23 protein-coding genes are annotated in these 23,475 nt (G+C 35.0%); 8 read left to right on the top strand and 15 right to left on the bottom strand.

The window, feature by feature from the left end:
* Nucleotides 1–259: 259 nt before the first annotated feature.
* Complete coding sequence (locus tag HMPREF3247_RS03210; protein WP_000467634.1) at nucleotides 260–805, bottom strand: GNAT family N-acetyltransferase; 546 nt, start codon at nucleotides 803–805, stop codon at nucleotides 260–262.
* A gap of 304 nt (nucleotides 806–1,109) precedes the next feature.
* On the opposite strand from HMPREF3247_RS03210, the gene HMPREF3247_RS03205 reads away from it, so the two are divergent.
* Nucleotides 1,110–2,105 (top strand): YeiH family protein, encoded by a 996-nt coding sequence (locus HMPREF3247_RS03205; RefSeq protein WP_000157643.1) that lies wholly within the window; start codon nucleotides 1,110–1,112, stop codon nucleotides 2,103–2,105.
* A gap of 59 nt (nucleotides 2,106–2,164) precedes the next feature.
* On the opposite strand, the gene HMPREF3247_RS03200 is transcribed toward HMPREF3247_RS03205, so the two are convergent.
* From HMPREF3247_RS03200 to HMPREF3247_RS03190, 3 genes are read right to left on the bottom strand one after another with little or no spacing between them, the layout of a single operon-like run.
* Nucleotides 2,165–2,731, bottom strand: a complete 567-nt coding sequence (locus HMPREF3247_RS03200; RefSeq protein ID WP_001028431.1) for an NADPH-dependent FMN reductase — start codon at nucleotides 2,729–2,731, stop codon at nucleotides 2,165–2,167.
* A gap of 13 nt (nucleotides 2,732–2,744) precedes the next feature.
* Nucleotides 2,745–3,806: an LLM class flavin-dependent oxidoreductase gene (locus HMPREF3247_RS03195; protein ID WP_001096123.1), complete on the bottom strand. Its 1,062-nt coding sequence runs from the start codon at nucleotides 3,804–3,806 to the stop codon at nucleotides 2,745–2,747.
* Between the two features lie 13 nt (nucleotides 3,807–3,819).
* Nucleotides 3,820–4,746 (bottom strand): VOC family protein, encoded by a 927-nt coding sequence (locus HMPREF3247_RS03190; protein WP_001028205.1) that lies wholly within the window; start codon nucleotides 4,744–4,746, stop codon nucleotides 3,820–3,822.
* A gap of 311 nt (nucleotides 4,747–5,057) precedes the next feature.
* Here HMPREF3247_RS03190 and glpT point away from each other — a divergent pair, with 311 nt between their 5' ends.
* Nucleotides 5,058–6,416, top strand: a complete 1,359-nt coding sequence (gene glpT / locus HMPREF3247_RS03185) for a glycerol-3-phosphate transporter (protein WP_001010111.1) — start codon at nucleotides 5,058–5,060, stop codon at nucleotides 6,414–6,416.
* 82 nt (nucleotides 6,417–6,498) lie between these two features.
* Here the strand turns inward: glpT and HMPREF3247_RS03180 are convergent, their stop codons facing one another.
* From HMPREF3247_RS03180 to mepR, 3 genes are all read right to left on the bottom strand, one after another.
* On the bottom strand, nucleotides 6,499–6,939 hold the full coding sequence (locus tag HMPREF3247_RS03180; RefSeq protein ID WP_000278301.1) for a MepB family protein: 441 nt from the start codon (nucleotides 6,937–6,939) through the stop codon (nucleotides 6,499–6,501).
* 106 nt (nucleotides 6,940–7,045) lie between these two features.
* Nucleotides 7,046–8,401, bottom strand: coding sequence for a multidrug efflux MATE transporter MepA (gene mepA, locus HMPREF3247_RS03175; protein ID WP_000651054.1), 1,356 nt, complete (start codon nucleotides 8,399–8,401; stop codon nucleotides 7,046–7,048).
* A 106-nt stretch (nucleotides 8,402–8,507) separates the two neighbouring features.
* The gene (mepR, locus tag HMPREF3247_RS03170) at nucleotides 8,508–8,927 is read right to left on the bottom strand and encodes a multidrug efflux transporter transcriptional repressor MepR (RefSeq protein ID WP_000397416.1); all 420 of its coding nucleotides are present in this window, start codon (nucleotides 8,925–8,927) and stop codon (nucleotides 8,508–8,510) included.
* A 211-nt stretch (nucleotides 8,928–9,138) separates the two neighbouring features.
* Between mepR and HMPREF3247_RS03165 the strand changes: the two genes are divergently transcribed.
* From HMPREF3247_RS03165 to HMPREF3247_RS03150, 4 genes are read left to right on the top strand one after another with little or no spacing between them, the layout of a single operon-like run.
* Complete coding sequence (locus HMPREF3247_RS03165) at nucleotides 9,139–11,094, top strand: BglG family transcription antiterminator (RefSeq protein ID WP_000954261.1); 1,956 nt, start codon at nucleotides 9,139–9,141, stop codon at nucleotides 11,092–11,094.
* Nucleotides 11,095–11,098: 4 nt separating this feature from the next.
* Nucleotides 11,099–11,542 carry a PTS sugar transporter subunit IIA gene (locus HMPREF3247_RS03160; RefSeq protein ID WP_000050762.1) on the top strand — a complete coding sequence of 148 codons (444 nt, stop codon included), beginning with the start codon at nucleotides 11,099–11,101 and terminating at the stop codon, nucleotides 11,540–11,542.
* Between the two features lies 1 nt (nucleotide 11,543).
* Nucleotides 11,544–11,828, top strand: a complete 285-nt coding sequence (locus HMPREF3247_RS03155; RefSeq protein WP_000699538.1) for a PTS sugar transporter subunit IIB — start codon at nucleotides 11,544–11,546, stop codon at nucleotides 11,826–11,828.
* A 14-nt stretch (nucleotides 11,829–11,842) separates the two neighbouring features.
* Nucleotides 11,843–13,189 (top strand): PTS ascorbate transporter subunit IIC, encoded by a 1,347-nt coding sequence (locus tag HMPREF3247_RS03150; RefSeq protein WP_001147966.1) that lies wholly within the window; start codon nucleotides 11,843–11,845, stop codon nucleotides 13,187–13,189.
* Nucleotides 13,190–13,281: 92 nt separating this feature from the next.
* Here the strand turns inward: HMPREF3247_RS03150 and HMPREF3247_RS03145 are convergent, their stop codons facing one another.
* The 7 genes from HMPREF3247_RS03145 to HMPREF3247_RS03115 form a co-directional block, all read right to left on the bottom strand.
* Nucleotides 13,282–14,307: an SDR family oxidoreductase gene (locus tag HMPREF3247_RS03145; RefSeq protein WP_001060936.1), complete on the bottom strand. Its 1,026-nt coding sequence runs from the start codon at nucleotides 14,305–14,307 to the stop codon at nucleotides 13,282–13,284.
* A 315-nt stretch (nucleotides 14,308–14,622) separates the two neighbouring features.
* Nucleotides 14,623–15,645 (bottom strand): lipoate--protein ligase, encoded by a 1,023-nt coding sequence (locus HMPREF3247_RS03140; RefSeq protein ID WP_000280806.1) that lies wholly within the window; start codon nucleotides 15,643–15,645, stop codon nucleotides 14,623–14,625.
* Nucleotides 15,623–16,567: an SIR2 family NAD-dependent protein deacylase gene (locus HMPREF3247_RS03135; protein WP_001191957.1), complete on the bottom strand. Its 945-nt coding sequence runs from the start codon at nucleotides 16,565–16,567 to the stop codon at nucleotides 15,623–15,625. The genes HMPREF3247_RS03140 and HMPREF3247_RS03135 overlap by 23 nt, the downstream gene beginning before the upstream one ends.
* Entirely contained in the window at nucleotides 16,557–17,357 is an 801-nt protein-coding gene (locus HMPREF3247_RS03130; RefSeq protein ID WP_000449064.1) for a protein-ADP-ribose hydrolase, read from the bottom strand. The genes HMPREF3247_RS03135 and HMPREF3247_RS03130 overlap by 11 nt, the downstream gene beginning before the upstream one ends.
* A complete protein-coding gene (locus HMPREF3247_RS03125) occupies nucleotides 17,358–17,690 on the bottom strand; it encodes a glycine cleavage system H family protein (RefSeq protein WP_000731878.1) in 333 nt (110 codons plus the stop codon).
* Nucleotides 17,691–17,723: 33 nt separating this feature from the next.
* A complete protein-coding gene (locus HMPREF3247_RS03120; protein WP_000240053.1) occupies nucleotides 17,724–18,725 on the bottom strand; it encodes an LLM class flavin-dependent oxidoreductase in 1,002 nt (333 codons plus the stop codon).
* Between the two features lie 113 nt (nucleotides 18,726–18,838).
* Entirely contained in the window at nucleotides 18,839–18,931 is a 93-nt protein-coding gene (locus HMPREF3247_RS03115; RefSeq protein WP_001801779.1) for a hypothetical protein, read from the bottom strand.
* Between the two features lie 95 nt (nucleotides 18,932–19,026).
* Here HMPREF3247_RS03115 and HMPREF3247_RS03110 point away from each other — a divergent pair, with 95 nt between their 5' ends.
* Together HMPREF3247_RS03110 and HMPREF3247_RS03105 are read left to right on the top strand one after the other, a co-directional pair.
* The gene (locus HMPREF3247_RS03110) at nucleotides 19,027–20,226 is read left to right on the top strand and encodes an NADH-dependent flavin oxidoreductase (protein WP_000286471.1); all 1,200 of its coding nucleotides are present in this window, start codon (nucleotides 19,027–19,029) and stop codon (nucleotides 20,224–20,226) included.
* Between the two features lie 72 nt (nucleotides 20,227–20,298).
* Nucleotides 20,299–21,126 (top strand): alpha/beta hydrolase, encoded by an 828-nt coding sequence (locus tag HMPREF3247_RS03105; protein WP_000136014.1) that lies wholly within the window; start codon nucleotides 20,299–20,301, stop codon nucleotides 21,124–21,126.
* Between the two features lie 241 nt (nucleotides 21,127–21,367).
* On the opposite strand, the gene lip2 is transcribed toward HMPREF3247_RS03105, so the two are convergent.
* Nucleotides 21,368–23,440, bottom strand: coding sequence for a YSIRK domain-containing triacylglycerol lipase Lip2/Geh (lip2, locus tag HMPREF3247_RS03100; protein WP_000943837.1), 2,073 nt, complete (start codon nucleotides 23,438–23,440; stop codon nucleotides 21,368–21,370).
* Nucleotides 23,441–23,475 lie beyond the last annotated feature (35 nt).

Here is a 23,475-nt window from a genome sequence, read left to right as displayed (position 1 = left end):
CTCATTATAGAAATTCTATTATCCCCATAGACATGCCCTCATTCGTACTATCTCACACTCCCTAAATGCCAAGATAATACGTGGCTCTTAAAATGATGATTTTAAGGCATCCTCCCATGAACATTATCTAGTTGATAATAATTATCAAAATCATTATATTGTTATAAAATAATACTGTCAACAACCTTTTATTTTAAAAAAATTAAATGAAAGAGCGATGCCATTTTAAATGTCATCACTCTTTTGTAAGTCTAATTTGTCATTTTTGGTCGTATTCTGATTTTAATAAACTATAGATGTAACTCGATGAATAAATACCATTTAGTAATTCATTGTCACGTAACATACCTTCTCTAGTAAATCCCAGCCTTTCAGGAATAGCTCGGCTTTTTTCATTATTAACTGCGGCACTAATCTCAATTCGGTTTAAGTCAAGCTCTTCGAAACAATACTTTATCAATGCCTCAACTGCTTGTGTCATAATCCCATGACCCTCAAATTGTTTATCTAAATAATATCCTAATGAAGTTTTTCTGTGCATGCGATTAATTTCATGTAAACCGATGACACCAACTAGCGTTCCTTCATACCAAATGCCACACTGAAATCCATTACCATCAGAAAATTGCAAAAGTCCTCTTTTAATAAACGCACGCGTATCTGATGGTTGCTCAGTTGCATCTACCCAAGGTAACCATTCCCTAAGTGAATTTCTTGAACGATTGACTAAATTGAAAAGCGCTTCTGTGTCATGGGCTTCTAAAATTTTTAATATTATTTGTTCATTCACTTTCATTCCAAACATACCATCACACCCTCATTTATTTTTCATATAATTTTGTAAATTATCATAATAATAACATATTAATATTACGCCTTGTATCTTAAATTTGTTGTCCTTCCCCAACTTGCATTGCTTGTAGAATTTCTTTTCGAAATTCTCTTTGTTGGGGCCCCGCCAATAAGCGTTGTAGTGCCTATTACTTTGATTGATGTCCAAGTTTCCTATCACACAACTTAATTTAATCTCTACTTTATTAACCATTCCAAATTTATATTTAAAAATACGACAAAACAGTGCTAAAATGCTATTAAAGGAGGCACTGCTCATGGCATCATTGAAAAATAAGCATTTTATGATTGGACTAACATTAACATTTATAGTCGCATTATTTAGCTTTTTAGCTGCTAAATTGCCAATCTTAGATAAGGTTGGCGCATTAACTATCGCGATATTAATCGCTATTCTATATCGTCACTTTAGAGGATATCCTGAACAATATAGCTCAGGTATTACGTTTTCATCTAAATATTTATTAAGATTTGCAATCATCCTATATGGACTTAAACTCAATATATTCGATATTATCGGTCAAGGTAGTAGACTATTAGCCATCGATGTAGGTGTCGTTATTTTTAGTATTGTAATGATGCTCTTTGTCAACAAACTGTTGCATGGTGACAAAAACATCGCATTATTACTAGGTGTAGGTACAGGCGTTTGTGGTGCTGCCGCTATTGCTGCAGTCGCTCCAATATTCAAATCACGTGAAAAGGATACAGCTATTAGTATCGGTATCATCGCATTGATTGGTACGATATTTTCACTTATATATACAGCTATCTATGCTATCTTTTCAATGACGACAAATGTTTATGGCGCTTGGTCTGGCGTTAGTCTTCATGAAATTGCACACGTTGTCCTAGCTGGTGGCTTTGGTGGTAGTGATGCACTTAAAATTGCACTTCTTGGTAAACTTGGCAGAGTATTCTTACTGATTCCATTAACCATCGTACTTATTTTAATTATGCGTTTCCGTTCATCAGAATCATCTAGCAATGGTCGAATAAGCATTCCATACTTTTTAATTGGATTTGTCATTATGGCCTTAGTGAATACATATGTAACTATTCCGTCAGCATTGCTAAATATTTTAAATACTGTATCAACAATTTGCTTATTAATGGCCATGGTTGCTTTAGGGTTAAATGTTGCATTTAAAGATCTTAAAAATCGCGCACTTAAACCGCTTATGACAATCATTATTACCTCAATATGCTTGTCATCACTTGCCTTTATCGTCGTTCATTGGCTATATAGTTAATATGAAAAGACGCTCAAACACTTGCAAATTTAGTGTGCCGAGCGTCTTATTTTTATACTTTAAAAGTCGTATTGGTTGTTTTCTTCTTCAAACACTTGTTGTTGTACTTTGGCAGTTCGCATTGTGGATTGTGCCAACGCTTTTAACCGAAATACAACATCATCATTGACAATTTGTTGATTTGAAAAATCTTTCTCTTCAATAAATACATACGTTTGCATCGTATGTGCTTTCATGTAACTCAATATTGGTTTTAAATGCATTTCAGGAATTAAATAATGTTTACTAGAACCTGCTGTCGCTACAAGTCCTATTACCTTGTCACGAAACGCATTGACTGGAAGTAGATCAAACACATTTTTCAAAGCACCAGGGATGGAAGCTTGAAAAATTGGAAAACCAATAAAAATCACATCAGCCTGCATTAACGACGTCGTTAATTTATATACATCTCCTGTAGTATCTAGATAATTCTTTCCAACGCTAAATTCTAATTCAAGTTCTCGTAAATCCATCAACTCTATTTGATGTCCCTCATTGATGACTTCTAGTTCATTTTTTAAATCATCCATAGCAATTCTCGTTTTAGAACCTACTGTGGAACCTGACAATAATACAATATTCATGATGACGCCCCTCCTATTTTGATAAATGCTTTTTAATCGCCGGTATAATGTCGTTGCCAATTAACTCTATATTCTTCATAACATTTTCAAATGGCACACCGCCAAAATCAAGCTGTGCCATAAAACGTTGATGACCATACAACTCGTGTTGATACAATATCTTTTCAATAATTTGTTGCGGGCTTCCAACCATTAGCGCTTCTCTATAATCTGGTGAATTAGCAAATTGCTGTTTCGGATAACCAACGCCACGAATAAATGACATCCCTGTATTCAAATGTGGATAAAATTCTCTCATAGCATCCTGAGTTGTTTCAGCTGTATAAAACAGACTCGCTATACTTACTGGTAAAGACTTAGGCGAAGCATCGAAACCTGCTTCAGTTGCTGCTTGACGATAAGCATCTATAGAACCTTTAAAGTTCATTGCTGGGCCACCAAGGGTTGTAATCATCATTGGCACACCTTGTTTTCCCGCTTTAATAGCACTTGCAGGTGGACCACCAACAGCACGCCATATTGGCAATGTATTATCGATTGGTCTTGGGAATATTTTCATATTTCTAAGTTCTGGACGATATTTTCCAGACCAAGTAATACGCTCAGTTTTATTTAACTCTAAAAGTAAACCTAATTTTTCTTCAAACAATTCATCATAGTCTTTTAAATCATAGCCAAACAAGTCAAAAATACCTGTTCTTGATGCTCTGCCAGCTACAATTTCGGCTCTACCATGAGAAATCAAATCTAATGTCGCGAAGTCTTCAAATACTCTTACAGGATCTGTTGCACTAATAATCGTTGAAGAACTTGAAACTTTGATATGCTTTGTCGCTTGGGCAATTGCACCTAACACAACCGTAGGTGCCTGTGTTGTAAAATGCTCCTGATGACTTTCACCAACTGCAAAAACATCAATACCTGCTTCATCTGCTAATTTACTTGCTTCAATAATTTCATTAATACGTTGCTCATAACTAACTTTTTCACCTTTCAATGGATTCAATAAATGATCACCTAAGGAATACAAACCAAACTCAAGAGGTGTATTTTTATTCATTTCTAATTTTGCCATTAAACATTCTCCTTTATATTTCGTGTAACTTACTTTCAATTTGTTCACGTTCTGCTTCTAAAAAGTCAGGCAAGTTCAATTGACTTCCTAATTGTTCAAGAGGTGTATCAATAGTAAATCCAGGCGCTTCAGTCGCAAATTCATACATAATTGAATTATGGCGATAGTATAATGATTTAAAGAAATAGCGATCAATTATACCTGAATTACTTTGTGTTTGTTGTTGTAATTTCTTGTAAATTGCATCTAAGTCACTCATTTGTGGTGTATTAATTGCAATATGATGGATATAACCTCGTCCAGGTCTTTCACGTTGTCCCTGTTGCTCAATAACTACAAAATCCGAATATAAACCTTGTGGTGCTAATGTCAGCACATCGAATGATTTATTATCTCTTTTGCGATAACCTAAGACATTTTCCAAAAATTCTACCGTACGCGCTGCATTTCTAACTCTTAATTCGACTGGCCCTATTCCTAAAATTTGATATGCTTGAGGTATTTCACTATAAACGTTATGTTGCCATTGATGTGGTACTTCAAAACTATCATTAACAAGCAATATGATTTCTAAGTCGTCTTCATCTTTAAAGACAACACCTTCTTGTCCAAGATAGTACAAACGTTCAGACGTAATACCATTATTATCAAGGCGTTTTTCAAAATAATGAAGTGCCGCTTGATTTGGTACTAATAAAGAAAATCGATAAATCGTTTCAGTACCTGGCTGCTTATGACCCGCATTGGGAATTTCAAAAAAGCTTAAAATTGTTCCGGCTGTACCTACTTCGTCCCCATAAAACAAATGATACATTGAAGGATTGTCTTGATTAACCGACTTTTCAACTAATCGTAATCCAAGGACATTTGTGTAAAAATCCTTATTACGTTTTGCATCTTTTGTATACATGGATATGTGATGATGCCCTACTATATTCATACTATCCCTCCTATTAGTATAAATTTTATACCAACTTACATAAAAAAGATAGTTATATGCCATTTACCCCTTTTCTGCAAATAAAAATATGTTTGTACTCATTCGTAGATACACAGCTAGTATGTATAACGACATAATAATTGCATAATTATAAATTTATGTGTAGCAATTTATTTTTTCTAAATGTTTATAAAATACTTCAATAACTAAATATGCAAGATTTCACAAAAGTATATTGACAACGCTTTCATAGATGTCTAATATAAGTTTATCGCACAAAATGCATATAAATACATATTAAGGAGGATTTTATGAATTTTCTTAAACCTGCAAAGCATATTAAGCCTTTGCCAGAAAATCAGATAGATGATACCTATAAACGATTACGTCTCCAAGTATTTCTTGGTATTTTCATCGGTTACGCTGGGTACTATTTATTACGTAAAAACTTTTCATTAGCGATGCCAGCATTGCAAGAGCAAGGTTTTACAAAAGCGGAACTAGGTTTTGCACTTTCTGCTGTTTCCATCGCATATGGATTTAGTAAGTTCTTTATGGGTACTGTAAGTGATCGGAGCAATGCTCGGATATTCTTAGTTCTTGGATTAGCACTCACTGCTATCGTCAATTTGTTAATGGGATTTGTACCGTTCTTTACATCAGGTATCGGTATTATGTTTGTCCTATTATTCTTAAATGGATGGTTTCAAGGTATGGGCTGGCCACCTTCAGGCCGTGTTCTCGTTCACTGGTTTAGTGTAAGTGAACGCGGAAGTAAGACTGCCCTTTGGAACGTTGCGCATAATGTTGGTGGAGGTATTATGGCACCTATTGCTGCTTGGGGTATTACAACAACAGCATTTATCAACTTTGGTTATTTAAAAGGGTTCGAAGGTGTATTCATTTACCCTGCACTCTTAGCACTTATCATTGCCGCAATTTCATACGTATTGATTAGAGACACACCTCAATCTCAAGGTTTACCTCCAATCGAAATTTATAAAAACGACTTTGCTACAAGCGATAAGAAAACATTAGAAACAGAATTAACTACAAAAGAAATTTTATTTAAATATGTACTAAACAATAAATGGGTATGGGCAATTGCCTTTGCAAATATATTTGTTTATTTCGTGCGTTATGGTGTACTTGATTGGGCGCCAGTCTACTTAAGTGAAGAAAAGCATTTCGACTTAAAAGCATCAGGTTGGGCATACTTCTTATACGAATGGGCTGGAATTCCTGGTACATTATTATGTGGTTACATTTCTGATAAATTATTCAAAGGTCGTCGAGGACCTGCAGGTTTCTTCTTTATGTTAGGTGTCACAGTATTTGTATTAATTTATTGGTTAAATCCTCCAGGCAATGCTTGGTTAGACAATGTCTCATTAATTGCCATTGGTTTCTTAATATATGGACCAGTTATGTTAATTGGTTTACAAGCATTAGATTATGTACCTAAAAAAGCAGCTGGCACAGCAGCTGGATTAACAGGATTATTTGGTTATCTGTTTGGTGCTGTAATGGCCAACATCGTCTTAGGTGCTGTAGTTGATAAATTCGGATGGGATGTCGGTTTTATTTTATTAACAGCAATCAGTGTGTTTGCAATGTTGAGCTTTATCCTCACTTGGAATAAAGTAGGACAAGAAACCGTTCATCATTAAATGATAAAAAATAAAGTCATATGGTTATCTTATCGAAAGATGATATATTCATCTCTTATAAGTTCAACCATATGACTTTTTATTAGTATTCAAAAAAATATTTACATTGCCACTTTTGTGTTTGCCCTGCTGTTTTATTCAATTGATTACACCACTTAGGATAAACTCTAAAAGCCATCTTACCTTTATGTTCAAATGTAGTTAAGATACCTTTTTCTACCAATAATTCCCTAGGAAATAAAAAATAACCGCTTAATTCTTCATCAATAACTATAATCATTAAGTAATCTGCAAATGCCTCTTTTGAGTATGGTTGATTACAATTGTTCTCGTCTTTTGTCCAACATGTAACAAAATACCCTGCTTTAGTCGGTGTTTTCTTAGCTAACCTACTTTGATATGTTTCCTCTTTAAAGCTAAATGTTAATGCTTCGTAATCTTGATTATATTTTTCTTCAGTTAAATCTTTAACTTCTGGTTCTTCACTAAAAATATATTTCAACAGTATTTTAGATTTATACATATGTCATTCTCACTTTATTTTTTTCATAATCGTATCATATATTTATTTTTTATTCGAAAAATACACTTCCGACCGAAATATACTCAGCCAGAAGTGTACGAAATATTTAACCTTCTATTAATTCAGATGTATCAACTGTCAAACGATCACGTAATAAATAGACGATTAACATTGCTGCCAAAGCACAAAGTGACTCAGCAATTAATAATGACCATATGACACCTGTGAGGCCGAACAAAGCATTCATAATAAATAATACAGGAATGATAATCGCACCTTGTAAAATGGCCATAATTGTAGCACCACGACCTTGCCCAGTCGCTTGAAGCATACCAGTAAACAAGAAACCTATACCATTTAATAACAATGATGTCATTGTTACTTTCAAAATAAATGTCGCCATCTCAACGATGTCTTGATCAGTAGTAAATAGTCCGACCATATGATGTCCAATTGTAAATACAGCAATCATACATACAACAAAGATAACACCGATAGACATGATAACTGCTTTGATAACGTCTTTCATACGACCTTTATTTGCCATAAAGTTATATGCAATTAGTGGTACAACACCTTCACATAATCCCATGATAATAAGTTCTGGAAATTGCACAAGTCTAAATGAGATACCATAACTTGCAATCGCGAAGTTTCCATAATGTGCTAAAAATAAATTTAAAACTAATCCTGTGAATCCCATTAAGATACTCATTAAAAATGCAGGAATACCGATTTTAAAGATTTCAGAAAGCATTTCTTTATTAGGTTTCGCAAGTTTAATATTAACTGACACAACGTCACTATTTTTCATAAAATAAACGATAAAGAACAGAGCAGCAGCAACATTACTGATTGCAGTACCCAAAGCTGCACCAACAACGTTTAAATCAAAACCAAAAATTAAAATTGGATCTAAAATAATATTTAAGCCTACACTAGCTAACATACCAATCATAGAAATCATTGGTGCTCCAATTGCACGTGCAAATTGTTCTAATATGAAGAACAAAATTACAAAAGGTGCACTTAAAAACATTACTTTCAAATAATTACTTGTTAAAGCTAACGTTTCACCTCTCGCCCCTAAAATTGCTGCGATTTGATCACTGAATGGTAAAGTAACTAAAATCACGATAAGTCCTAGTGCAATACCACCATAAATAGAGAAACTACTTACAAATTTACTCTTACTATAGTCTTTCGCACCTAATAAACGTGAAATATAAGTTCCTGCACCAACGCCAAATAAATTACCTAACCCCATTAAGATAGCAAATACTGGCAGTGTTAGAGAGATAGCAGAAATCATGTGGCTATCTTCTAAAAATCCTATAAAGTAAATATTTAATATGCCATAAATAACGCTTAATAAAGTCCCTATCATCATTGGCAATGAGAAATGCATCATCGCTTTAAATACTGGCGATTTCTCAAAATAATATAATTGTTCGTCTTTCATTGTTCAATACTCCTTGTCTTTTCCAATAATTAGCTTACTAACAATTAGATATCTAACTATAATATTAAAGACAAAGTGACTGATTTCTACCAGTCACACTTATCATTTATTGTAAACTAGATAACATTTTAGTTAAGTTTGCTTTCATTTGTTCATTTTCTTCTTCAGATAACTGCGATACGAGTGTTTGTTCCATTTCATCAAATATCGAAGTGAATGCTTCTACGAGTTTAATCCCAGAGGTAGTCAGCCCTATATTCTTTCTTCTCGTATCTTGTGCATCGACATAGCGATAGATCAGCTTTTTACGTTCAAGGTTCCTTAATAAATTACTGACAGTTGGACCTGTTCGTTGTAATGCTTTAGCAATATCATTTTGTGTCAGTCCATCTTGTTGATGTGCATAAAGATAACCTAACGTATGACCTTGCTCATTTGTAATATCAAATTGCTCTAACTTTTGATCAGCCTTTTGTTTCATCTCATGACTAATCATTCTAAATAAATACGAATAAGTGAATTCCATTTATTGCACCACCATTTCGTTAGATGTCTAACTAAATATACTGCGACATTTTTAAATTGTCAACATGAATATCTAATTTATTTTAAAAGTTCCTATAAAATCTTGCGCCATAAACATTTTGATATGCAATTTTTCGGATTAAAATATGAAAGAGATTGCATATCTACGTTTTTAAGAAATCGCTTACAATTACAAATAGGAGGATATTACGTTGTTAAGTTATAGACAAATCGAAATTTTGTATCTTTTAATTCATGAGCAAACGTTTATTCCAATCAATACCATTGCTAATCAACTTGGTGTATCACCTCGTACCATTCAATATGATATAGCATATATTGAGCAATATGCTGAAACTTATCATTACCAAGTCAGCCGTAATAAAGCTGCAGGCATCAAAGTAACAACAGCTCACGCGACACTATTAAATGAATTAGAGCACAATCTAACAAATCAAATTCATTTTTCAAAAGATGAACGACTCACACATATCGCTTTAAAGTTATTCGAAACAACCGATCCTGTTTCAACAAAGCAACTTGCGCAAGATGTTAATGTTTCGCGTCGGACAATTGCAGATGATATTAAAATGATTCAAGCCCAACTAGATCAATACCATTTAAAGTTAAATTATGTCCACAATAAAGGATTCAATATTATTGGTGAGGAAGATCATTATCGTAAAGCGTATGCACACTTTATACATCAATATATGAAACAAGCTGCACCTTTTATAGAGGCGGATATCTTTAATTCAGAATCAATCGCATTGGTTCGCCGTGCCATTATTAAGACATTAAATAGTGAAAATTATCATTTAGTTCAGTCGGCTATCGATGGCTTAATCTATCATATACTCATTGCCATTCAGCGTTTAAATGAAAATTTTTCGTTCGATATACCTATCAATGAAATTGATAAATGGCGACATACTAATCAGTATGCTATTGCTTCAAAAATGATAGAAAACTTAGAACGCAGTTGTAATGTCACATTTCCAGAGTCTGAAATTATCTTTATCACGTTACATTTACTAGGCTCTAAAATGACTGAACATACAGCATCTTCAATTACCTTTGAATACCATGATTTATCGCAAAATATACATGAATTGATCACTTGTGTTAGCCAAGAATTAGGCATTGATATGTCAAAAGACAACAAGTTACATACCAGTCTGATCACACATATCAAACCAGCTATACATCGTATTAAATACGATATGCTACAACCTAATCCTTTGAGGCAAGAAGTTATGCGTCGCTATCCTCAAATCATTGAAGCCGTTAGCAAGCATATTAGTCCAATTGAACAAGATGCTGCTATTCGCTTCAACGAAGATGAATTAACATACATTACAATTCACTTCGCATCAAGTATAGAGCGTGTTGCAACACATAAACAATCAATGATTAAGGTTGTCTTACTATGTGGTTCTGGTATAGGCACGTCACAACTTTTAAAATCAAAACTAAATCACCTGTATCCTGAGTTTCACATTTGGGATGCCTATTCCATTTATCAATTGGAAGAAAGTCGATTATTGCAAGATAACATTGATTATGTCATTTCAACAGTACCTTGTGAAATATCAGCTGTACCAGTTATTCATGTCGATCCATTTATCAATCAACAATCTCGTCAAAAATTGAATCAAATTATCAATGACTCAAGAGAACAACGAGTCATGAAAATGGCAACTGATGGCAAGTCACTCGCAGATTTATTGCCTGAACATCGCATCATTATAAATAAACAACCATTATCAATTGAATCCGCAATTGCAGTGGCTGTGCAACCTTTAATCAATGATGGCATTGTCTATTCAAATTATACAGCTGCAATTTTAAAACAATTTGAACAATTCGGGTCATATATGGTCATTAGTCCACATATTGCACTTATTCACGCTGGTACTGATTATGTACAGAATGGTGTAGGTTTCGCACTAACATATTTCACTGAAGGGATTATCTTTGGTAGTAAAGCTAACGATCCCGTTCACCTTGTAATTACATTAGCAACGGACCACCCCAATGCACATTTAAAGGCATTGGGACAGTTAAGCGAATGCTTAAGCAACGACTTATATCGACAAGATTTCTTAGATGGGAATATTTTTAAAATTAAACAACACATTGCTTTAACTATGACAAAGGAGGCTTAATAACGTGTCATTAGACATTTTGTCAACAACACGCATCATTGTAAAAGAACAAGTAAATGATTGGACTGAAGCTATAACTATAGCTTCTCAGCCATTACTACAAGAACAAATTATTGAACAAGGCTATGTTCAAGCAATGATTGATAGCGTTAATGAACTTGGACCTTATATCGTTATCGCACCTGAAATTGCAATTGCACATGCAAGACCGAACAATGACGTACATCAAGTTGGTTTAAGTCTATTAAAGTTGAATCAACATGTGGCATTTTGTGATGAAGATCACTACGCATCTCTCATTTTTGTATTGAGTGCCATCGACAATCATTCACACTTATCTGTATTACAAAATTTAGCAACCGTACTGGGCGATAACCAAACAGTCCAGCAACTATTAACTGCAACAAATGCACAAGACATTAAAAACATTTTAAAGGAGCATGATTAATATGAAAATTTTAGTAGTATGTGGCCACGGTTTAGGAAGTAGTTTTATGGTAGAAATGAACGCACAAGAAGCACTTAGGCAACTTAATGCACCATCTGATATCGAAGTTGAACATAGTGACATTATGACAGCAAGTCCAGAGATGGCTGACTTGTTTATTTGTGGTAGAGATTTAGCTGAAAATGCCGAACGTCTAGGGGATGTCTTAGTTCTTGATAATATTTTAGATAAAGCTGAATTACAACAAAAGCTCTCAGAAAAATTACAACAACTTAACATGATTTAAAGGAGGTACGACCTATGCAAGCAATCCTTAATTTTATAGTCGATATTTTAAGTCAACCAGCCATTCTTGTTGCACTGATTGCCTTTATAGGTTTAATCGTTCAGAAAAAACCTGCCGCAACGATCACTTCAGGAACCATTAAAACGATATTAGGCTTCTTAATTTTAAGTGCAGGTGCTGATGTCGTCGTTCGATCTCTTGAGCCATTTGGCAAAATATTCCAACACGCATTCGGTGTGCAAGGTATCGTACCTAACAACGAAGCTATCGTCTCACTAGCCTTAAAAGATTTTGGAACAACAGCTGCACTCATCATGGTCTGTGGCATGATTGTTAATATTTTAATTGCCCGCTTCACTAATTTAAAATATATCTTTTTAACAGGTCATCATACATTTTACATGGCTGCGTTTTTAGCAATCATTTTAACAGTCAGTCATATTAAAGGCTGGCTAACGATTGTTATCGGCGCACTCGTATTAGGATTAATCATGGCAGTATTACCTGCATTACTCCAACCTACGATGCGAAAAATTACAGGGAATGACCAAGTAGCTTTAGGTCATTTTGGCTCAATCAGTTACTTTGCCGCAGGTGCTGTAGGTCAATTATTCAAAGGTAAGTCTAAATCAACGGAAGAGATTAAATTTCCAAAAGGCTTAAGTTTCTTACGAGAAAGTACAATTAGTATCTCGATTACGATGGCATTACTTTACTTCATCGCATGCTTATTTGCGGGCGTTAGTTATATACACGAATCTATTAGTGATGGTCAAAACTTTATTGTCTTTTCATTAATTCAAGGTGTGACATTTGCTGCTGGTGTATTTATTATTTTAACGGGCGTTCGCTTAATCTTAGCTGAAATCGTCCCAGCATTTAAAGGAATTTCTGAAAAGCTTGTACCAAATTCTAAACCTGCATTAGACTGCCCTATTGTGTTCCCTTATGCACAAAATGCAGTATTAATTGGATTCTTTGTCAGCTTTATTACAGGTGTCATCGGTATGTTTATCTTATTCTTATTTGGTGGCGTCGTCATTTTACCTGGCGTAGTTGCACACTTCTTCTTAGGTGCAACGGCTGCTGTATTCGGTAATGCAAGAGGCGGTATTAAAGGTGCTGTTGCTGGCGCCGCTCTAAATGGTATCCTAATCACGTTTTTACCATTATTATTCTTGCCATTTTTAGGCGAATTAGGTGGTGCTGCAACAACATTCTCAGATACAGACTTTTTAACTGTCGGTATCGTGTTCGGTAACGCAGTAAAATATATGGGATTATTTGGTGCGATTCTATTTATTATTATCGTAGGTGCGACAGCAATTTTATTAAAAGGCCGTCAAAAGCCACAGCAATAGTGTTAACGTAAATATATAAAACACCGTCACATATTGAGTGAATGCCTCTTTTATCAAGAGGAAAGCCACTTACTTATGGACGGTGTTTTGTATTATATTAAATGATACTTAGCCATACTATCGACAGCTGCTAAAATTGCTTCTTTTTGTGTCGCAATCGGTTCCCAACCAAGAAGTATTTTTGCACGTTCGTTACTTACATTTCGATTCATATCTAATAAAAGTTTACCTTCTTTAGCTTGATGATTAAATTTAGCACCTAGACTCAAAACAAAGTCTGGTAATTTTTTAGTAGAAACTTTTTGAGCTATTTCAGGTCTCTTTTCTTTAATTAATTTTGCAATTTCCAACAAATTAATTTGTCCATCAGCTGTAGCAATAAATCGCTTGCCATTAGCCTGTTCATTTGTCATTGCCAAAATGTGTAGTTCAGCTACGTCTCTCACATCAACAACATTCAATGGAATTTGCGGTACACGTTTCATTGAACCATTCAATAAATTTTCTAATAAATGAAAGCTTCCTGAAACGTGTGCATCTAATGATGGCCCAAAAATTGCAACTGGATTGATTGTGGCAAATTCTACTGTTGTATTTTCATTCTCAACAAAATCCCACGCTGCCTTTTCAGCTAACAATTTTGATTTTTCATATACTGATAAGCCTGGTTCATCTTCATTTGTCCAATGACTTTCATTTGTGATTGAATTTTTATCTTTATTGCTAAAACCAACTGCACCAAAGTTTGCAGTCATCACCACACGCTTCACGCCAGCATGTTCTGCAGCTCTTAAAATACGTTGTATGCCTTCAATGGCAGGCTTCGCCATCACTTCTGCATCGTCTGTTTTACCGAAAAACACCGGAGATGCTACACTCAAGACATATTTACAATCTTTCATTGCTTCATCCCAATGTTCATCTTGTGATAAATCCGCTTCGACAAACATTAATCGCTCTGTGGAAATGCCATTGTCTTGCATTGTTTTAATTACTTTATCAGCTTTACTTAAATCACGTATCGTTGTTTGTACCTCATAACCTTGTTCTAATAATCGTGAAATAATTCGCATGCCAACAAACCCTGTACCACCGGTTACTAATACTTTATTATTCATCACATAATCTCCTCTTTGTGTCTATTGATTACTCATTATAGCAGTCATTATATTTTGACGTATATAAATAGACTTTAGTAGCTAGTATTTAATCTTACTTATATAAATGAAAATGAATTTATTCCTTTAAAAACTATCATTAACCATTTTCAAATACCCAATCATTTAGAAACACAAACGCTATAAATATGATGTCTTTGCTAATTAACTAAATTCATTTTCAATCGTATGTTCAAATTACATAACTACATAGTCACCATTTTAAAAGCAAATACACATATTCATTGAGGGTGCGACATTAACGCCTAAACAATATTAACTTAAAATCATCTCAACCAATGATCCAACCGTAACATTACCAAAATAATAAACGATGTCTAATTGCTTTAACTGATGCGTTAAATCTTCTCTTGTCATTTTTGTTCCTTGTAATGCTTCTTCCACATCTTTTATATCACCTTGTCCAAAGAAATCACCAAAAATTCTACAATCTGCAATACGATTTTGTTCAACAGAAATGGTAATATCTACAGTACCTGATGATAATCTTTCACTTCGATTATATTCATATTTGGGTGACTTGCCATAATTCCAATCCCAATTTTTATACTTTTTATCAACTAATTCATCAATCGCTTCCCAATCTGCATCCGTTAATTCGTATCGTTTTGCCTCTTTAATGTCATCGATTCCCAAAATCTGTGTCACCATTAAATTTTTAAATTCTTCAATGGTTATACCACGATACTTTTCATCCAGTGCTTCTCTAAGATGACCAACACGTGCGCGCACAGATTTAATCCCTTTCGATGCAATCTTTTTGCGATTAGGCTTTAACACTTTATCCATTGCTTCATAATTAACATCAAGTAATAGCGAATAACCGCCATAAATACGATTGTTCATTAATGTCATTGCGGCGCCTGACACTTTTTTACCATTCAATGTTAAATCATTTCTACCGCTTTGTATCACATCTGTTGCACCTAATGTATGCACCGCCTTTATAGCTGGCTGATAAAATCGTTGAAAATCACCATAAATTGAAGTGTCTTGTTCTAAAATACAACACATATTAACGGCACCTTTATCAACATACACAGCGCCACCACCAGTATCTCGGCGAACTACTTGAATACTGTGTTTATCTATATAATCTTGATTCACTTCTATAGCAGTATTTTGAAAACGTCCAATTTCCACTTTTGGATCACAATAATAAGGGAATAAAATATCTTCATCTAAAAAGATATGCTGATTAACATAAACTTGCATAGCGAGTGCAATCGCACCATCAGTAATATATTCTCCATTCCTAATCGGTTCTATTAAGTACATCTTTTGTCTCTCCAATGTTGTTATTTTGCGTTGTGCTATCGTTCCGGAGTGCTGTTGTAATCAATGTTGAGATATCCTCAGTTAAATGTATGGTACGTTCTTGAATTGAATTCGGAATGCGATATGCCTTTTTATTCATCGTCATATAAAGTGCATTTTCATTTTTACGTGTCATACGCTGAAAAGGATGCTTCACAAATTGTGGTGTAGTATAACCAATTCCAATTTCCAAATACAACACTTTATCATCTTGATGTTGCTCTAGAAAAGCATTATAACGATGTAGTTGCGCATGAAATTCAGCATCTTCAACCATCCCAACTTCCGCTTTACGTTTATTCACTTCCATTGGGGCATCACATTTTGGACATCTTGGAATCATCTCCCAAGGTATAAGCATATTTTGTTGCGCAACAACCATTTTACGAATTAAATCATCATTGCGATACGTTTGAGCATGACAATGCTGACTACACTGTTGCAGTATATACTCCCCTTGTATATGAAATACATGCGTCATATCATAATCAGCTACATCGAAAGCATTATCTGCATTCGTAGTTATAATGTGGTACTGTTTACCTTCCACCAAGGATTTTAAAGCGAGGTAAGACTGACCTACAGGTTGATCTAAATAGTTTAATGTAATAAAACGACTCTCAAATGCCCAATATTCTTGCCAACTGCCATAAGGATGTAAACTCGCTTGCAACATATCAAAGAAGCGATATTTTTCAATAAAATCTGGGAAATTTTCCGTAAAACGCTCTCCAACATATGTAAATCCGTCAGATGCAGACATGCCTGCACCAATTCCAATCACTATCGCATCTGCTTCATCAATCGCAGTACGCAATACTTCAGCCTGCTTTGTCTTTTCATCCATTAAAAGAGACATTGCATTCCATTTACTACTCTGCATCACGGTTCAATGCCTCCTTATACAGTTGTAAATCCTTATCTGTAAATACATTGAACACGACTTTCAATGTTGAATTTGTTTCTTTGAGATAGCTTTCTACTGTTCGAACAGCAATTTCTGCTGCTTCATCTTGAGGAAAAGCAAATACACCTGTAGATATACAGCAAAAAGCGACATGATTTAAACTATGTTGATCAGCCAATTTAAGACAGCTAAGATAACATTTAGCTAACAAGTCCTGATTCATCTTTGAAACAGGCAATCGACGTATTTGCGGACCAACCGTATGAATTATATACTTTGCTGGCAAATTATATCCACGTGTTATTTTGGCTTTACCTACACCTTCATTGCGCCCTTGTTGTCGAATGATCTCTGCACAATCAAGTCGAACTTGAACACCCGCTTTTGTATGAATAATATTATCAATGCAGTCATGATTAGCTTGCATACATCCTAGAAGACGACTATTTGCAGCATTAACAATAGCATCGATTTTTAACGTCGTGATATCACCTTGCCAAACAAAGATATTGTCACCTTTTATCGGCTTCAAATCCTTCAAATCCGTAACATGTTGACGATTCAAATCACTTAACATAGCATCTTGTACAGCTAAATATTCATCACTTACATGTAATGCCGGTCTGACATTTGCTAAGCCTCGATATAATTCCCACAAATCTTCAAATGAAGATGGCATTACCAATACGTCATTGTCATTTCTCTCTCGACGCATATCATTGATTAAATATTCAAGTCTCGCTTTATTTGATTTTAACGTTTCCATTTAAGCCTCCGGTAATGCTAGGAATGCTTCTTTATCGACATCATCCAATTTGAACAACCAATTTTCTTCTGGTTTTTCAGAGTTTAAAATTGTCGGTTCTTCTTCCGCTTTTGTGTTTCGCTCAATAATCGTTCCTGACAATGGCGTTTGCACATCAATGACCGTTTTCGATGCTTCGATACTCACAATTTCATCATCCACTTTAACTTCATCTGGACTTACGAATTCAACATAACCTACTGTCCCAATATCATCTTGCAATTCAGGTGTCATACTAAACACATACAAATCTCCTACTTTTTCTACCCATAAATAATTGGCTAACTTTTTCATCTTATCTTCATCCTTTCTCTTCTATTTAAAATGCTACAAATAGATTTCCGCGAGTAATTTTAATGTTTTACAACGCTGTTCAATGCCTGGAATAAGCGGTGCTACTAACACCTCATCAACTTCAAACGTAGCAATGAAATCATCTAATCGTGTTTTAACCTGTTCTTGTGTACCTGCAATGATGCGTGCTTGATGTGCTTGAATCATCTCTTTGTCTCGATCATTAAGCTTATACTTTTGTGCTGTGTCTACCGATGGAAAATGTTCAAATTCTGCAAATTGTAATTTACCTAATAACCAAACATCTAAGGCATGTTGCAATGCTGCTACTTCCGCTTCATTATCAGCTACAATGACAAATACAGATGCCATCACCTTTTCGTCCATTTTAATCGTTGATGCTTGGAAATGTTTTTTGTAAATATCAATGTTATCCTTCGCTGCATGTATCGCATTTATATCTGGTAGCAAAAATGTGCCAACAGAAAGCCCTATACCTAGTTCGGCAGCTATTTTGGCAGATGTTGCGCTACTACTTAATAACCACATTTCTGGAAAATGATCAATGTGTGGTTGGACACCTAACGTATGCGCACTTGGTTTATCCTTTATTGTAAGATAATCACGTAATAACGAAATCGATTCATCGTAACTATCATATGTAGGATTTATTCCATCTAAAGCTTGCTTTACCATAGTAGTACCTGGATTATTACCAATACCTAAATCAATACGATTTGGATATAACGCTGCCATCATTCTAAAATGCTCAGCAATTTTATAAGGTCGATAGTGCGGCAGCATCACACCACCAGAGCCAACTCGTATGTGATTTGTCTGCGCCAATGTATGCATCATCAAAAGTTCTGGACTACTACACGCAAACGCTGGTACATTATGATGTTCCGTAAACCAAATTCGCTTAAAGCCAAGTCGATCTGCTAATTTTGCAAGTGTCACTGAATCTTGCAATGCCTTTTCTGCATCCTTACCTTCATCTATTAAGGCATAGTCTAATACGCTTAATTTAACCAATCCGTCATCTCCAAACTTATCCTGCCATGTCAAACCGACATAACATTTTAACGTTCTTAATATCATTCCCTCTTCATATACCCACGTATATGATAACGTTTTTCAATTAACTTTTATATCTTTTCGCCTTTATTTTTCTTTTTCATATTCATATTTTCAGACCTACAAATGCCATTCATTAGTTTAATTTTAAAAATGCTTTCCATGTACCAATTCTATTCTATCAAGACTGTTCATCATTGATTATTCATTCTTTCCATGGTACTTTGAAAACAATATTGAATAGAAAAGGAATCATAGTATGTACCGATACAAACCACTTTTACAATCAATCCACTTACCTAATGGCATCAAAATTTCGAATCGCTTTGTATTATCACCAATGACCGTAAACGCATCAACAAAAGAAGGCTATATTACAAAAGCAGACTTGGCTTATGCTGCACGTCGCTCTAATTCAGCTGGAATGCAAGTCACCGGCGCTGCTTACATTGAACCTTATGGTCAATTGTTTGAATATGGCTTTAATATTGATCATGATGCTTGTATCCCTGGATTAACTAACATGGCATCTACGATGAAACAACATGGTAGCCTCGCTATTATCCAGCTAGCGCATGCTGGTCGTTTTTCAAATCAAGCCATTTTAAATTTTGGAAAGGTGTATGGACCAAGTCCTATGACTTTGCATTCACCGATTGAACACGATGTTATCGCCATGTCTCATGAGAAAATCAATAGCATCATTCAGCAGTATCGCGATGCTACATTACGCGCGATTAAAGCAGGTTTTGATGGTGTGGAAATTTCGATTGCACAACGTTTGCTGATTCAAACATTTTTCTCAACTTTTTCGAATAAACGTACAGACCATTACGGTGCCGACTCATTAAAAAATCGTGCAAGATTATGTTTAGAAGTTATGCGTGCGGTACAAGAAGTGATTGATAAAGAAGCATCTGACAATTTTATTTTAGGATTTCGAGCAACGCCAGAAGAAACCAGAGGCAGTGATTTAGGATATACCATTGACGAGTTCAACCAATTAATCGATTGGGTCATGGACGTTTCAAACATCCAATACTTAGCAATCGCTAGCTGGGGTCGACATATTTATCAAAATACGTCTCGTACACCAGGTGATCATTTCGGTCGACCAGTTAACCAAATTGTTTATGAACATTTAGCAGGTCGTATCCCTTTAATTGCAAGTGGCGGGATTAATTCTCCAGAGTCTGCTTTAGATGCTTTACAACATGCAGATATGGTCGGCATGTCTTCGCCTTTTGTCACAGAACCTGACTTTGTGCATAAACTTGCTGAACAGCGACCACATGATATCAATCTTGAATTTTCTATGGCAGATTTAGAAGATTTAGCCATTCCACATGCTGCTTTTAAAGATATTGTTAAAATGATGGATTATGGGGAAGGTCTAAAGAAGCATACCCGTGACGCTTTACGTCAATTGGAACAGAATTATCATGACTCATCGTCTTAAGACTATTTTTCATGGAAATTTAAGACAGTGTTATAATGACATCAATATCAAAAATAAGGAGCCTATTAAATCGTGACTGAAATTAAAGATAAAGTAATTACTAAAGATGCATTTGCATTACCTTACACAATTATTAAAGCAAAAAATCAACCAACAAAAGGCGCTATTGTCTACATCCACGGTGGTGGATTAATGTTCGGTAAAGCTAACGATTTATCCCCACAGTATATCGATATCCTTACGGAACATTACGATTTAATTCAACTAAGTTATCGTTTATTACCAGAAGTAAGTCTCGATTGCATTATTGAGGATGTCTACGCATCATTCGATGCGATTCAATCACAATATTCTAATTGCCCTATTTTTACCTTTGGCAGATCATCAGGTGCATATTTAAGTCTATTAATTGCACGAGACAGAGATATTGATGGTGTTATTGATTTTTATGGTTATAGTCGCATCAACACTGAACCTTTTAAAACAACTAATAGTTATTACGCAAAAATAGCTCAAAGCGTAAACGAAACAATGATTGCACAACTCACTTCACCAACACCGGTTGTTCAAGATCAAATCGCACAACGTTTTTTAATCTACGTTTATGCACGTGGCACAGGTAAATGGATAAATATGATTAACATTGCTGATTATACTGATTCAAAATATAATATTGCACCAGATGAACTTAAAACACTTCCACCTGTTTTCATTGCGCATTGTAATGGCGATTATGATGTTCCCGTTGAGGAAAGCGAACATATCATGAATCATGTTCCACATTCAACATTTGAACGCGTGAATAAAAACGAGCATGATTTTGATCGTAGACCTAATGACGAAGCAATCACTATTTATCGTAAAGTTGTTGATTTCTTAAACGCTATAACAATGATGTAATATATCATTATTTTAAAAAACTCAATTTATCATCATGATAAACAGTTATTCGATCAACCATATTATTCATACAATTTATTAAGCTCATAAACAGATACGCCTGTCCCTTTAGTTTTCGCTAATGAGACAGGCGCTTTATTTCACTTTACTATTTTTAAATTCAACACTGTGATGCTACTTATATCTGATGTGCCATGATAACAGCACGATTTACATAGCATATTAAATTCAGAAGATGAATTTAACTTGCTTTCAATTGTGTTCCTTTACTTTCAGTCGCTTCAACACGCAACAAGTCATTTATAATACCTGTATAGAAGTTGGCAAGTTCTGCACCTTTACGTTTGAAATCCAGGAAGTCCACACCGATAAAATCGACATGATCCCATCCTTGTATGATTGGTTTAACTTGCCAGATACCTCTGCGTGTGGCAGGTTCATCATTCGTAACATTAACAAATGGTTGATTGGACGGATGTAATGACGAAATCACTGGTACGACACCATCATTTTTACGCCATTCTTCTCTTGCATCATGACCAATAATTCTACTCGTTGTATCCATTAAGAAAAATGTACCTAAATCAGGATTTTCATAACCTAATGGACCAGTATGAGATGATACACCTGTATAAGTCGTATACGTAATATTAGGATTCATACTTGTCATGTTGTTCAATTTTGCAGAGCCATCTAACGTTAAATCATAGGCAGCATTGTCGTCTGATGTCCAAATTTTGCTTTTACTAACGCGTTTTATATAGTCAATGTAACTCTCATTTGGTAATTGTTTAAAGCCCCATTGCGTTAATCCTAAATCGATATTCGAATACTTGTTACCCATAAATCGATTTAAAGCGAACATGATTTTTCTAACAGCTTCTGTATTTCCAAACTTATCAGCTGCTTGTGAACCATTATGTGGTGTTGCTAATGTTGTGATTGATGCAACCATATTGTTATGACCACCAGTGAATAATGGTGATATTTCTCCACCATGCGCTTTATGATAGGCAATTTCTTCTTTGTTACCATTTCTTAAAAACTCTTCCATTAAACGAATTGTTTGACCACCCATACTATGCCCTACAAGATGTACCTTTTTACCAGGTTCCCAATTAGGCATGATTCCTTTATAAGTCTTACCATAGCGCTCATGTCCGTATTTAGCTGCATGTGCTGCGCCATAATCTACGCGACCACCTTTAATGTAATAATAAAGTTCTACAGCGCGATCATAGTTACTACCAAATGCACTTACACTTGCTTGATGTACATTATAGCCTTGCTTTCTCAATTCTTCGATAACTTTAAATTTATTTCCACCCCAATAATTTGGATATAAAGCAGGTGCATTATCGCCTACTAATCCTAAAAATCCATGTACAAAAACAACTGGATATTTGTTAAGTGGTTGTACTTGATTCGCTTTAAGTGGTCGAACCTTTTTAGCATCTGCTGCTGCATTTGTAGTCGAACGTGTTTTAGGCGCTTGAAGCGCATCTTTGATTAGTTGTTTATTATCAGTATTTTTATCTGTCGGTTTCTCTGGGGAATTTTGACCATCGATATGTTTACTTAAATCGCCAACTTGTGGTTTCTGTTCACTTTGGCGAACAGTATCATCTTGCTTTGCATCTATGATTTGATGCGCGGGTTGATGTGTATCTTGTTGATTTGGATGTTTGTCCGTGGTTGCATCTTGTGCTTTTGTTGATTTAGGTGCAGTTTTATCATTAGACGGGGGTGTAGTTGAAGTTGGTGCTGCTTTATCATGATTGGGTATTACCTTTTGTGCCGGAATGGATGGTTGTGATTTATCAACATCATTCGATTGTGACGTTGTCGATTGTGATCCATTACGTTCAGCATGATGGGTATTTTGAACCTGATCATTTTGACGTTCAGTATTATTAGTCGCATTATTTTGGTGTGACTGTTTAGAACCTTGTCGTTCAGAATCTTGCTTTACTTGATTATCATTTTGCGTTCTGATTGTTTTACTATTTTGTGTTGATTGATGCTTCGATGATTGAAGCGTATCTTTACCTTCTGTCACTGTTCCACTTTTACCATTCTCTTTATGCATATCGTCTAATTGCTTTCCTGACTGCATTTGATGTGACGTTATCGCATTCCCTTGTTCTCCCGGTTGATTTAGTGTTTCTTTTTGTGCCGCTGCATTAGTTGATGTTTTTTCCGAGGCTTGTGCTTCATGTGATGACACAACAAACATTGTAGCCGCTAACACTGACACCACGCCTATTGAATACTTTCTAATACTATACTTTCTTTCTTCTTGTCCTCTTAACATATAATCACCTCAAAAGTATTTTTTTGACCCCCTCT

It is taken from the genome of Staphylococcus sp. HMSC36A10 (assembly GCF_001838845.1).
GTDB classification, from domain to species: Bacteria; Bacillota; Bacilli; order Staphylococcales; family Staphylococcaceae; genus Staphylococcus; species Staphylococcus aureus.
Note: the sequence above shows the minus strand (reverse complement) of the source record. Positions and strands in the feature narration are given on the sequence as shown.